The sequence below is a fragment of the Actinomyces sp. HPA0247 genome (genome assembly GCA_000411415.1).
Classification (GTDB): Bacteria; Actinomycetota; Actinomycetes; order Actinomycetales; family Actinomycetaceae; genus Pauljensenia.
The window spans coordinates 333537-346935 of record KE150450.1 but is presented as its reverse complement, the minus strand read 5'-3'; the positions used below and the strand labels follow the sequence as shown (position 1 = coordinate 346935).

General features: G+C 65.9%; 7 protein-coding genes. 6 read left to right on the top strand and 1 reads right to left on the bottom strand.

The genetic code is table 11. The features are described from left to right. Nucleotides 1–25 precede the first annotated feature (25 nt). The 5 genes from HMPREF1478_RS01365 to HMPREF1478_RS01345 all read left to right on the top strand — a co-directional run bounded on the left by HMPREF1478_RS01365 (nt 26) and on the right by HMPREF1478_RS01345 (nt 10230). On the top strand, nt 26–2848 hold the full coding sequence (locus tag HMPREF1478_RS01365; protein WP_034474790.1) for a glycoside hydrolase family 2 TIM barrel-domain containing protein: 2823 nt from the start codon (nt 26–28) through the stop codon (nt 2846–2848). A 164-nt stretch (nt 2849–3012) separates the two neighbouring features. Beyond that, on the top strand, nt 3013–4425 hold the full coding sequence (locus HMPREF1478_RS01360; RefSeq protein ID WP_016460301.1) for an extracellular solute-binding protein: 1413 nt from the start codon (nt 3013–3015) through the stop codon (nt 4423–4425). Between the two features lie 106 nt (nt 4426–4531). Then, nucleotides 4532–5443 (top strand): carbohydrate ABC transporter permease, encoded by a 912-nt coding sequence (locus HMPREF1478_RS01355; protein WP_016460300.1) that lies wholly within the window; start codon nt 4532–4534, stop codon nt 5441–5443. After that, entirely contained in the window at nt 5440–6372 is a 933-nt protein-coding gene (locus HMPREF1478_RS01350; protein ID WP_016460299.1) for a carbohydrate ABC transporter permease, read from the top strand. Before HMPREF1478_RS01355 ends, HMPREF1478_RS01350 begins: the two co-directional genes overlap by 4 nt. A 159-nt stretch (nt 6373–6531) precedes the next feature. Continuing rightward, entirely contained in the window at nt 6532–10230 is a 3699-nt protein-coding gene (locus tag HMPREF1478_RS01345; RefSeq protein ID WP_016460298.1) for a cadherin-like beta sandwich domain-containing protein, read from the top strand. Between the two features lie 82 nt (nt 10231–10312). Here HMPREF1478_RS01345 and coaA read toward each other — a convergent pair whose 3' ends face one another. After that, nucleotides 10313–11254 (bottom strand): type I pantothenate kinase, encoded by a 942-nt coding sequence (coaA, locus tag HMPREF1478_RS01340; protein WP_016460297.1) that lies wholly within the window; start codon nt 11252–11254, stop codon nt 10313–10315. Between the two features lie 188 nt (nt 11255–11442). Between coaA and glmS the strand changes: the two genes are divergently transcribed. Further along, nucleotides 11443–13356, top strand: coding sequence for a glutamine--fructose-6-phosphate transaminase (isomerizing) (gene glmS, locus HMPREF1478_RS01335; protein WP_016460296.1), 1914 nt, complete (start codon nt 11443–11445; stop codon nt 13354–13356). Nucleotides 13357–13399: the final 43 nt, after the last annotated feature.

Below are 13399 nucleotides of genomic sequence, written 5' to 3'. Positions count from 1 at the left end.
GATGACATCCGAAAGGCACACAGACGTGATATCGATACTACCTTCCTATGCTCCCGATGCGGGAGCACTCCTGCCGCCGCGCGCGCATCTGGTCGATGATCCCGGCGTTGTCAGCCTCGACGGTACCTGGTCCTTCGTCTATCACCGTACCGATCCGGCCCCCTGGGTCAGCGTTGAAGAACCCTGGGATGAACCAACTGTCGGCGACGACGCGGACACGATCGACGTACCCAGTCACTGGGTCCTGCGCGGCGAAGGCGCCTGGGGGCACCCCGCGTACACGAACGTCGACTTCCCATTCCCCGTCGACCCGCCCTTCCCGCCCGAGGACAACCCGGTGGGCGACTATCGTCGCACCTTCGAGCTCCCGGCCGACTGGGAGGGCGGTGTCATCGCCCTGCGCTTCGACGGCGTCGAGAGTCAGGCCAGCGTGTGGGTCAACGGCACGTGGATTGGCATGATCCGCGGCTCCCGTCTGGCCCACGAATTCGACGTGACCGAGGCCGTGTGCGCCGGTACCAATCGGATCACCGTGCGCGTCCACCAGTTCAGCCCCGGCTCCTACCTCGAGGATCAGGACCAGTGGTGGCTGCCCGGCATCTTCCGCTCGGTGAGCCTGCGCCACCTCGCCTCCGGGGCGATCGAGGATCTGTGGATCGATACCGACTACGAGGCCGGGGTTGGTTACGCGACCATCGAGGCTCGGGTGCGTGGCGCGCAGGATCCGCATCTCTCCGGCCACTTGGAGATCGACAGCCTCTGGTCCTTCGCATACTCCCTCAAGCCAGTGGGCGAGGGGCGCTACCGCAGCGGCCGCATTGAGGTCGGAAGCGTGCGCCCGTGGAGCGCCGCCGACCCCGCCCTCTACGACGCTCGCGTGCGCGTCGAAGGTGAGGACGGCCTCGTCAATGGTGTGCGCAGCCTGCGCATCGGATTCCGCCGAGTGAGCATCGAGAACGGCGTTCTGACGGCGAACGGACAGCCCCTCACCCTCAACGGCGTCAATCGCCACGAGGTGCGCGCCGACGAAGGCCGCGTGTTCGACGAGGAATGGGTACGCAAGGACCTCGCCCTCATGAAATCCATGGGAATCAACGCGATTCGTACCTCCCACTACCCGCCGCATCCCCGCGTCCTCGACCTGGCCGACGAGATCGGACTGTGGGTCATGCTCGAAGGAGATATTGAGACGCACGGGTTCGAGGGAACGGGGGAGTGGATCGACAACCCCTCCGACGATCCGCGTTGGGCCGACGCCTACCTCGATCGCACCGCGCGCGCGTTCGAGCGCGACAAGAACCACCCCTCGATTATGAGCTGGAGCCTCGGTAACGAGTCGGGCACCGGCGCAAACCTGGCCGCCTGTGCGCGTTGGATCCACGACCGCACGGGAAACAGGGCCATCGTCCATTACGAGGGAGACCACGCCCTCGAGTACACGGACATTTACTCGCGTATGTACCCCACCCTCGAGGAGGTCGCGGCCGTCCTCGACGATAGCGATCTCCACGCCGAGGTCGCGGTTCCCACCCACGTCGCCGCCCGTGTTGACGACGCGGCCCGCGAACGTATCCGCCGCGCCCCCTACCTCATGTGCGAATACCTGCACGCGATGGGAACCGGCCCCGGAAACGCCGCCGGATACGCCGCGCAGATGAGCCACCCGCGCCACGCCGGCGGCTTCGTGTGGGAATGGCGCGATCATGCGCTGTGGCGCACCCTCCCGGACGGGCGCCGCGCCCTGTCCTACGGCGGCGACTTCGGCGAGGAAGTGCACGACGGCAACTTCGTGTGCGACGGCCTCGTCGATGCGCTCTCTCGCCCCTACGCGGGCACCTGGGCGTGGGTTGCGGCCATGGCGCCCGACGCGCCGGCCCTCGCTTCGGTCCTCACAGATGCCGGTAGCGGTCGCGACGACGAGCGCCTGCGCGCCCTCGCCTCGGCGCCGGTTGAGCCCGCGCATCCTCTCAGCGCGGCCGACCGTCCCTACGAGCTCGACTCGCGTGGGCGCCTCGTGAGGGTTGGTGGCCTCCCGGTGTCCGTCGAGCTGAGCGTCTTCCGTGCCCCCACGGACAACGATCGGGGTCGAGGCCCCGTCGACTACTGGGGAATCAGCGCGGACGACCTCGGTCCCCTGGGCGTCGGATGCGGCGAGCACGGCACCTCGCACGCGATGCGTTGGGAGGCCGCGCGCCTGCACCTGCTGCGCCGCCGCCTCGTGTCGGTCGAGGGGGACGAGAGCTGCCAGCGTGTTAGCGAGCGCTGGTCGCCTCCCGCCGCGCACTTTGGCGCGACCCTCACCTGGGAATACCGGCCGGTGCGAGTCGGTGACATCCCCGCCCTGTCGCTGTCTGTGAGCGTCGTTCCCGACGGCGTGTGGCCCGACCGGGTGCCGCGACTGGGCGTGCGCATCGAGCTGGGCGGGTCCTCGTGGGAGGCATCGTGGCTGGGGGATACGCTCATTGGCTACTCCGACATGCGGGTCCCCGGCGCTCGTGGGTACGGGCGAGCCGAGGCCTCGGACCTGTGGGACGTCTGCGTGCGTCCGCAGGAAGGCGGTCAGCGACTCGACCTCGAGGCGCTGTCCCTGCGGGGCGAGGCCGGGGAGTTCCTCATCCTCCCCGCCTCGCCCGTCGGCTGGAGTGTGTCCCCGTGGAACGAGCGCGAGCTGGCGCAGGCTGCGCACTGGGAGGATCTGCCTGACAGTGACCGTCTGTTCGTGTGGCTCGATGCCTTCCAGGACGGTATTGGTACCCGTTCGTGTGGGCCTGACTCTCGCCCCGAGTTTGCTGGCCGCATGCGCGACACGGACATGACATTCGTGATTGCCCAGGTCGGGGGTGATTGAGCTCCGCACTGTTATGTTGCGGCTTGATAACGATGCGCAAAGTTATTGGCAAATGATGCGCAAAGCGTGACAGGTCGCTATGATTTAGGCATCAACTAACACGAGATAGTTAGTGACTCGATCCCATCGATCGACCAACAAAAACGGACCAACGGAGGTTTCGCATGTTGAAGAAGAAGATGGCTGCTGGCGTTGTCGCCCTCGCCATGTTCAGTACCCTCGGCCTGGCCGCCTGCAACGACGGCGGTTCTGGCTCCACCAGCTCCAGCGGCGGTTCGACCGCTGCCGGTTCCATCCCCGAGCCCGACGTCGCGTGCGACATCCCCGCGGGCAACCTTGACAACTCGAAGATCGACACCTCGAAGGTCGAAGGCCAGATCACCTTCCAGACCCAGGGCCTGCAGAACGACTTCGGCGACTTCTTCAAGGCCAAGATCAAGGAATTCGAGGACGCCAACCCCGGCGTGACGATCAACTGGACCGACCAGGGCGGCGGCGCCGAGTTCGACCAGACCGTCACCGCTCAGGCCTCGAACTGCAAGATGGCGGACGTTATCAACGTTCCCTCCTCCACCATCCTTGCCCTGTCCAAGTCCAACCTCCTCATGGACTACGACGTCAAGGCCCCCGGCATCGGCGACAAGTTCGTGAAGTCCATTTGGGACTCCACCGCCCTCGGCGCGAACGACCACCACACGGCTCTGCCCTGGTACTTCGGCCCCTACATCACCACCTACAACAAGGAGGTCTTCAAGCGCGCTGGTCTCGACGAGAACATGCCGCCCAAGACCATGGATGAGCTGTTCGACGACGCCGCTAAGGTCGGCGCGGATGGGCAGGGCGACTACGGCATCTATGGCTCGCCCGAGTGGTACATGATTGCTCAGCTGCACGGCATGGGCGTCAACCTGCTCAACGCCGACAAGACCGCCTTCGACTTCGCGGACAACGAGGCCGCGATCAACTACGTCACCAAGCTCTCCGAGCTCTACGCCTCCGGCGCCATCCCGAAGGACTCCCTGACCGGCGAGCCTGACCCGGGCAAGGCCTACACCGACGGCAACCTCGCCTTCGGTACGCCCAACGCCTCGTTCCTCAAGTCCGTCAAGAAGAACAACGAGACGGTCTACCAGAACACCGGCGTCGGCCCGTTCCCGACCAACCCCGGCATCAAGCCCGTCTTCGAAGGCCAGTACATCGGCGTCTCCGTCACCACGCAGAACGCCCCGCTGGCCATGAAGTTCGCCGAGTGGATCACCAACGCTGAGAACGAGTACGCCTGGACGCACGACGGCGGCGCCATCATCTTCCCGGCCGCCACCGACGCCCTCGACAAGCTCGTCGCCAACCCGCCGGAGATCGCCGACGACCCGGTCTTCAAGGCCGCCTACGAGGAGGCCGCTAAGGCCGCCAAGGACGCCGAGGCCTACACCGACGTCTTCTATGCGACCGGCGCCGTGAAGGACGCCCTCATTGAGAACGTCAACAAGGCCATCCGCGGTGAGGTCGATCCCAAGACCGCCCTCAAGACCGCTCAGGATCAGATGAACGAGAAGCTCAAGGCTCTCGGAGACTGATTGACCGCTCGGGGGCCGAGGCCTGGCCTCGGCCCCCGACGCATTCCTCGCCCAGCGTCGGGCCGCCGGCTCACGACCCCGCGCACCCCTCATTAAGGATTTTGGTATGCCGACACGTAAGAGCGCGCAGGTGCGCTCCCTCAATGGCGCCGCCCGATTCCGCCCGGGCTGGGTTCCCTGGCTGTGGGTGACCCTCCCGGTCCTCGCGGTCATCTCCTTCTACATCTACCCCTTCATCACGACCGTCTACGTGTCGTTCACGAAGACCAAGCCGATGGGGCGCATCGGTCGCTTCGTTGGTATCGACAACTTCGCCGCGGTACTGTCGGATCCAGAGTTCTGGCAGTCGCTGACGAACTCCCTTATCTATGCGGTGTGCGTCGTCCCGCTCATGGTGCTCCTGCCGCTGCTGCTGGCCCTCCTCGTCAAGTCGCACGTGCCCGGTATCGGCTTCTTCCGCGCCCTCTACTACCTGCCGGCCATCTCCTCGCTGGTCGTTATCTCCCTGGCCTGGCGCTACCTTCTCGACCAGCGCGGTCCCATCAATAACCTGCTGGCGTCGTGGGGCCTCGACCCGATTCCATTCCTGTCGAATCAGTGGTTGATCCTCTTCTGCGCCATGATCATCACCCTGTGGCAGGGCCTGCCCTACTACATGATCCTGTACTTGTCGGCCCTCGCGAACGTGGATAAGTCCCTGTACGAGGCTGCCGAACTCGACGGCGCCGGACCCATCCGTCGCTTCTTCACCGTCACGGTCCCCGGCGTCAAGGTCATGATGTTCCTCGTCGCCACCCTGACGACGATCGGATGCCTGAAGATCTTCACCGAGGTCTACCTGCTGGGCGGCTCCGCATCGCCCACGAAGACCCTCACGATGTACATCCGAGACCGAATCGTGGACCCGACCTTCGGATCGCTGGGACAGGGCGACGCCGCCTCGGTGTGCCTCTTCCTCATCACCTTCGGCTTCATCATCGCTTCGCAGAGCCTGCAGAGGAAGGCTGAAGAATCATGAGCACCGCAACCTCGACCACTCCCGCCTCCTTTGGCGAGCGTTTCGCGCAGTGGCGCAAGGAGCGCCGCCTCGAACGCCAGGGACGCAACACGGCATCGCGTCAGATGCGTGGCGGGGCCCTGTTTGCCCGCTACGTCCTCCTCGTCGTCGTCGCCCTCATCCTGGTGGGTCCCCTCGTCCTGCCCCTCATGGCGGCCTTCAAAGCGCCCGGCGAATCCGTCTTCGGCCAGGGTGCGACCATGCTGCCCCAGCACTGGTCACTGGACTCCTTCTACGTCCTCTTCGAACGCACGAACATCCTCCTATCCATCAAGAACTCCGCGATTCTTGCGACCCTGACGGTCACCTCGAACGTCGTCCTGTCCTGCATCGGCGGCTACATGCTGTCGAGGCGCGGGTGGACCGGGCGCAACATCATGTACTTCGTGGTCCTGTCCGCCATGATCTTCCCCTTCGAGTCGATCATGCTCTCGCTGTTCAAGATGATGGTGCAGCTGGACCTGTACAACACGCTTCCCGGCGTGTGGATGGTCGCCATGATCGGCCCGTTCCAGATCCTCATGATGCGCGCCGCGTTCATGGGTATCCCCGACGAGATCGAGGATGCGGCCCTCATCGACGGCGCGGGCGAACTGCGCCGCTTCTGGTCGATCTTCCTGCCCCAGGTGCGCGGCACCCTGACCGTCGTCGGCCTGACCTCCTTCATCGGGGCCTGGTCCGACTTCATCTTCCCGCTGCTCATGCTGCCGGACCCGAACAAGCAGACGCTGATGCTGACGCTGACGGCCATCCAGAACTCGCCGCAGGGCGTCACCTACCAGCTGGTGCTGGCCGGTGCTGTCGTTGCGATGATCCCCGTCGTCCTGGTCTTTGCCTTCAGCCAGAAGTTCTTCTTCCGCGGCATCGAAGACGGCGGTCTGAAGTTCTGATTTCTCTCCCCGCGGGTGCGCCTCGCACCCGCGGGGATCTTCTCTACCTAAAAGGAGGTTTTTTCACAAAAAACTAACACGTGTTAGGGATTATTCGTTTTCAAACGTCTAGCGACCTATCCCTGCCATCACCCCCATACTGACGAAGGAGTTAAACTCATGGGGACTAGACCCATCATCGGTGCGCTCTCAGCCCCGATTCTTGCGGCCACCATGCTTGGCCTCGCACCGACCGCGGCGCTCGCCGCCACCGAAACCCCGTATCACCCGACCGTCCTGTGGGCGACCTCCGAAGAGAAGGTCGGCGAAAGTGCCCCCAACGGCACCATCGCCGCTCTCGTCGACGACGACACGACCCGCACCGACGCAACCAAGACCTTCTGGACCACCAAGTGGAAGGGTGGCCTCGACGAATATCCTCACGCCCTCGCCGTCCAGAATCCCACCCCCGGCACGCAGGTCTGCGGCCTCGGCCTGACCCCGCGCCCCACCTACGATTCGACGCTCGGCAACGACCAGTTCCCGGGTGAATACCGCGTCTTCGCCTTCGATGAGGACCCCGGAAACCCTGCCGCAGAAGCCTCCTTCGCCGACTGGAAGACCAAGGTTGCCGCGGGCACCTGGGACGGCGGGACCGAAGTCGCGCACGGCAGTGACCTGCAATTCGGCAACAAGGAACAGTACGTCACCTTCCCGGCAACCACGAAGCGCGTCTTCACCCTGACGGGCCTGCGCTCCCTCGCTCCCGGCAAGAAGGACATGGCGCTGTCCGACATCAAGCTCCTGCCCTGCGACGCCGAGGGCAACGCCATTACCTCCTACGGCAGTGACGACAACAGCGGCAACAACACCGCGACCCGTCCCGTTGTGCCCCACCCCGAGGCCCCCGAGCAGGGATCCGGCGCGTCCGACCTCGTCGTTGACTTCGTCATCGACCAGCTGCCCTACGGCGACCCCGGCAAGCCCGTCGACTTCGCCCCCAGCACTCACACCTACACGGCCACCGGCTACTACCACGCCACCACCGTCTCGGCCCGCATCCGTACGGTCGACGGAGCCACCGTCACCATCAACGGCGCGACCCCCGACGCGGACGGACGCGTGTCCAACCTTGACCTGACCACCGGCCTGAACGTCATCACCGCGACCGTGTCCAAAGACGGCAAGGAAGCCACCTACGTCGTCAACATCACCAAGGTGGACACCGACTTCCGCGGCAACGTCATGGTCCCCGTGACCGCCACCGCGAACGGCGGAACCGAGGCTGACAACGCGGCCCTCACCGACCTCGACCCGACAACAACGTGGACCTCTGACCCGCTCGTGCGCGCGAACGAGTGGTCGGACAGCGTCACCGGCATTGAGCTGCACCTGGGCGAGGCCCGCTACGTGCACCGCGTCAACGGATGGGGCACCCCGACCCTGCCCGCCGGCGTCCAGGGATGGCACGGCGGTAACTCCGTCGCCATCGCGGTCCAGGAGGCCGACGGCGGGCCGTGGAAGACCATCGTCACCCACGGCTCGCTCACACGCGACGCGCGCGGCCTGTGGTACTGGGACTTCAACGCCTACCACCTCGCCAAGAACATCCGCATCTGGATGAACGACGAGACCGAGCCCCAGACCCCGCAGAATATTGCCACCGCCGTCACCTTCAACGACGTCGAGGTGTGGGGCCTGCCCGCCGGCAAGACCCCGGTGGCCCCGGCGGTCGACAACTCCATGTACGAGCGCTACTCCGGCTTTGACCCCGGAGAGGGCAAGTGGGGCGTGAACCGCGCCCAGGCCCTCGCGCTGCAGTACGGCGTCATGATGCCCGCGTGGGTTCCCTCCGAGGGCTACGGCCGTGGTGGCTTCGATGCGAACGAGCGCGACCTGACCGGTGGCGCCTTCCCCATGTTCTACGACCTGCCCATGTTCAACACCCCCATGATGGAGTCCCTGGGTAAGGGCGCGCCGTGGGCCCTCGCAAAGGCCCCCACCGGCAAGAACAGCATGTGCAACGCGGGTGATCCCCACGACTTCATGAACGAATACATGAAGCCCTACGCCTCCACGCTCGTCGACATCCAGTACGGCGATGAGGGCGGCTTCAACCGCGTCGAATCGGAGTGCTTCAAGAACTGGTTCTCCTGGTCCAAGCAGAACATCCCCGGCGCCGTCGTTCACGCCAACTCCTGGGATGACCCCTCCTGGTACCGCGACGCGAACCTGAGCTACTACGTCGAGAACGCCAAGCCCGACCTGCTCAGCTGGGACAAGTACTACTGGGGCGCCAACGGTGGCCCGGCTCCGAGCAGGGTCGTCATGGACCTGCTGAACACCAACACCTGGAAGAAGCAGCGCGAATACGGCCTGAAGGGCACCACCGGTGACGGCTCCGCCCCGATCCTGTACGGCCAGTACCTGGATTACAACTGGGACGCGAACGTGTCGGCCTCCGAAAAGTCGATCGTCCCCTCCCTGGGCCTGGCGACCGGCCAGAAGTGGTTCGGCCTGTTCCGCATGGAGTACAACGGTTACGACCGCTCCTCGATCATCGACCACGATGGCGCGCCGACGCGCTCGTTCTACGAGTTCTCCAACATCTTTGGAAACGTCAGCTACATCGGTAACTACACGAAGGCCATGAACTCCACGTTCGTCGCCTACAAGCCCGGCCAGTACGCGGCTCGCGGCACCACCCCCTCGCTGAGCGGCTACAAGTACGGTGACTTCGCCTCCGGCGACGAGGCCAAGGCCGCCAACGAGGCCGTCGGCCTGGTTGACATGTCGGTGACCAACGTCGGCTCCGTCAACGACGGAATGCCCGGCGACGTCGTCGTCGGCTACTTCGAACAGCTGAAGGGCCTGGATAGCGCTAAGTCCGCCGAGATCTTCGGTGACTCCACGATGGCCCCCAAGGGCTTCATGGTCGTCAACGCCCTGACCGGCCAGACGCACTACCCGTCCTACCTCCTCGACCCGCGCACCGATAACGGCTCGCTGGCCGAGACCGCTCAGGACATCACCCTGACCGTCAAGAAGCCGAGCGCGAACGCGCACCTGATGCTCGTCAACCCGGCCGACAAGACGACGCAGGAAGTCGAGCTCGGCGACGGTGAGACCTCGCAGGTCGTGCTCCACGCCGTCGGCGGCGGTGACTCGCGTTTCCTGTACTGGGTGACGATCGAGAACCCGGCTCCCACGCCGGACCCGCAGCCCACGCCGGACCCGCAGCCTTCCGTGGATCCGACCCCGGCGCCGCAGCCTTCCGTGGATCCGACCCCGGCGCCGACCCCGGATCCCACGCCCCAGCCTCGTACTGGTCAGTGGAAGTCCGGCTACTTCGGCTGGTGGTACAGCTACTCTGACGGCACCTACGCCGCCAACGAAACCCTGGTCATCGACGGCTTCACCTACCGCTTCGACGCGAGCGGCTACCTGAAGATGGGCTGGGTCTACGACGGCGGACACTGGTACTACCACGGCGCCAGCGGCGCCCAGCAGTCCGGCTGGATTCAGGACCGCGGCTCCTGGTACTACCTCGACCCCGCGACCGGGCAGATGGCCACCGGCTGGACCCAGATCGGCGGAACCTGGTTCTACCTGTCCTCCTCCGGCGTCATGCGCACCGGCTGGGTCAAGGACGGCGGCGCCTGGTACTACCTGTCGCCCTCCGGATCCATGGTCACCGGCTGGCAGCTCCTCGGCGGGACCTGGTACCACATGGGCGCCAACGGCGCGATGACCACCGGCTGGTATCAGGAGGGCCCGACCTGGTTCTACCTGCGCGGTAATGGCTCCATGGCCACCGGTTGGGAACTGATCGGGTGGTCCTGGTACCACTTCGCCCCCTCGGGCGCGTGGATCGGCTAACCGTTAGCTTGACATGAGACGAGGCCGTGGCCGGGTTATCCGGCTGCGGCCTCGTTTGCGCATGATCGGGGGAGGAGGAGTGTCAGTCCTTGCGGATCGACAGCGATTCGACGCGGTGGTCGGCACCCTTCGTGAAGATGAGGGTCGCGCGCTCGCGGGTGGGGCGAATGTTTTCGCGCAAGTTCGGCAGGTTGATCGCGTTCCACACGACGTGCGCGGTGGAGACGGCCTCGTCGTCCGTCAGGGATGCGTAGGTTTTGAAGTAGGAGTCTTCGCGGGAGAACGCGGTCGCGCGCAGCTTGAGGAAACGGTCCACGTACCACTGTTCGATGAACTTCTCGTCGGCGTCGACGTAGATGGAGAAGTCGAAGTAGTCCGAGACGGCCACCGACACGGATCCGGGCGCCGAGCGCGGCGGCTGGAGCACGTTGAGGCCCTCGACGATGAGGATGTCGGGGCGATCCACGTCGATGAAGGCGTCGGGCACGATGTCGTAGGTGACGTGGGAGTACACGGGTGCCTGGGCGTGCGGGTTGCCCGCCTTGACCGAGGCCAGGAACGAGATGAGGGCCGTGCGGTCGTAGGACTCGGGGAAGCCCTTGCGGGCGATGAGGGAACGTTCCTGCAGGATCCGGTTCGGGTAGAGGAACCCGTCGGTCGTCACGAGGTCCACGCGCGGGGTGGAATCCCAGCGCGAGAGCAGCAGCTGGAGCAGGCGCGCGACCGTCGACTTTCCGACGGCAACCGAGCCAGCGATGCCGATGACGAAGGGGGTCGAGTGGGCCTCGGACTCGCCGAGGAACGCGTGCCGCTCGGCCGCAGTGCGGCGGCGACCGTCGATGTAGAGCTGCAGCAACGCGCTCAGGGGACGGTAAATCGTGTCGACCTCGGTCATATCGATGGGATCGCCCAGCGACGCGATGCGGTCGATGTCCTCCTGGGTCAGCGGCAGGGGAGTGCGATCGGCGAGGCTGTCCCACTCGCTGCGATCAAAACGCGCGTAGGGGTTGGGCGCGCCATGCATAGTGGCCTGCGTCGGCCCGTCAGGCGAGGCGTTCGGCGAGGCCGGAGAGGGGACGTTCGAGGGGCTCTCGGTGATGCTCACGACCCCATTGTGCCCCACAAGCTGATGCTGGCGCGCACCCAGTTCGCCGCGTGAAGCGACACACGTTACCTGCCAGGGAAGGGGGTGGGTGTGTTGGAATGGGTAGCATGTGCGGAATTGTTGGACATATTGCATGCAAGGCGTCCCAGCGTAGCCGCGAGGTTGTCCTCGGTGGCCTGGCGCGCCTCGAATATCGCGGATACGACTCGGCGGGCATCGCCCTGACCTCGAACAACGGCCTCTACGTGCGCCGCGCGGTCGGCAAGCTCGTCAACCTCGTCGAAGAAGTTGACGCGGACGCCCCCGCCGACGCCATGGCCGGCATCGGGCATACCCGCTGGGCCACCCACGGGCGCCCGACGGTCGCGAACGCCCACCCCCATACCAGCCCGGACGGGCGCTTCGCCCTCGTCCACAACGGCATCATCGAGAACGCGGACGTCCTGCGCGCCGCCCTCGTCGCCGACGGCGAGACCTTCGCTTCCGAGACCGACACCGAGGTGGTCGTCCACCTGCTGGCGCGCGCCTACGACGAGGTCGAGGCGGCCTCGTACACCGGCGGAGTCGCCGGACTGACGGGTGCGGACGAGGAGGTGGCGCGCCGCCTCGTCGTCGCGATGCGCGCGGTGACCGCGCAGCTGCACGGCACCTTCACGCTGCTGGTGGTGAGTACGCAGTCTCCGAACGTCATCGTCGCTGCCCGCCGTTCCTCCCCGCTGGTCATCGGCCTGGGGGAGGGGGAGAACTTCCTCGGCTCCGACGTCCTGGCCTTCGTCGAACACACGAACCGCGCGCTCGAGGTCGGCCAGGACGAGGTCGTGGTCGTCTCGGCGACCGGCGTGACCGTCATCGACCCCAGCGGCAACCCCATTGAGCGCGAGGCGTACGAGGTCGACTTCTCCTCCGATCGCGCCACCAAGAATGGCTGGCCGACTTTCATGGAGAAGGAAATCCACGAGCAGCCTGACGCCGTGGGCGCGACCCTGGCGGATCGTATCGACTCTCACGGACACCTGGCTCTGGACGAGGTGCGCATCCCCGAGCACGTCTTGCGCTCCGTCGACAAGGTCATCATGATCGGCTGCGGCACCGCCTCCTACGCCGGACAGGTCGCCCGCTACGCGATCGAGCACTGGTGCCGCATCCCCGTCGAGGTCGAGCTCTCCAGCGAGTTCCGCTACCGCGACCCGGTGGTGGGCGAAAAGACGCTGGTCGTCGCCATCTCCCAGAGCGGCGAAACCATGGACACCATCCAGGCGATCCGCCACGCCCGCGAGCAGGGCGCGAAGGTCGTCGCCATCGTGAACACGCCCGGATCGACCATCTCGCGCGAATCCGACGCCGTGATCCTCACCCACGCCGGACCCGAGATCGCGGTCGCCTCCACGAAGGCGTTCACCGCGCAGGTCACCGCCTGCTACATCCTGGGCCTGTACCTGGCGCAGGTGCGCGGCAACAAGTACGCTGACGAGATCGCCGACTACATGGACAAGCTCGCGCGCGTCCCCGAGGCCATCGCGAAGGTCCTGGAAAGCGGAGAGACGGTCCGCCAGTTTGCCCGCACGATGCAGGACGCGACCTCGGTCATCTACCTGGGCCGTCACGTCGGCTTCCCCGTCGCGCTCGAGGGCGCGCTCAAGCTCAAGGAAATCTGCTACATCCACGCCGAGGGCTTCGCCGCCGGCGAGCTCAAGCACGGCCCGATCGCGCTCGTGGACGAGGGCCAGCCGGTCATCGTCATCGTGCCGACCCCGCGCCGCCCCGAGCTGCACGGTAAGGTCCTGGCCAACATCGCCGAGGTCCGTGCCCGCGGCGCTCGCACGATCGTTGTCGCCGAGGAGGGGGACTCCTCCGTCGACGAGTTCGCCGAGGTCGTCTTCCGCGTGCCCGCCGTGCCGACCCTGTACGCCCCGCTCCTGACCGTCGTGCCGCTGCAGATCTTCGCCTGCGAGCTCGCCTCCGTCAAGGGGTTGGACGTCGACCAGCCGCGCAACCTGGCCAAGTCCGTGACGGTGGAGTGATCCGCCGGCGCGGGGCTAGCGCCTCGTGAACGCGGCGGGCCTC

Coding starts and splice junctions, on each gene's coding strand:
- HMPREF1478_RS01360 (WP_016460301.1), top strand. CDS start 3,013: ATGTTGAAGAAGAAGATGGCTGCTGGCGTTGTCGCCCTCGCCATGTTC.
- HMPREF1478_RS01355 (WP_016460300.1), top strand. CDS start 4,532: ATGCCGACACGTAAGAGCGCGCAGGTGCGCTCCCTCAATGGCGCCGCC.
- HMPREF1478_RS01350 (WP_016460299.1), top strand. CDS start 5,440: ATGAGCACCGCAACCTCGACCACTCCCGCCTCCTTTGGCGAGCGTTTC.
- HMPREF1478_RS01345 (WP_016460298.1), top strand. CDS start 6,532: ATGGGGACTAGACCCATCATCGGTGCGCTCTCAGCCCCGATTCTTGCG.
- coaA (WP_016460297.1), bottom strand. CDS start 11,254: ATGCATGGCGCGCCCAACCCCTACGCGCGTTTTGATCGCAGCGAGTGG.
- glmS (WP_016460296.1), top strand. CDS start 11,443: ATGTGCGGAATTGTTGGACATATTGCATGCAAGGCGTCCCAGCGTAGC.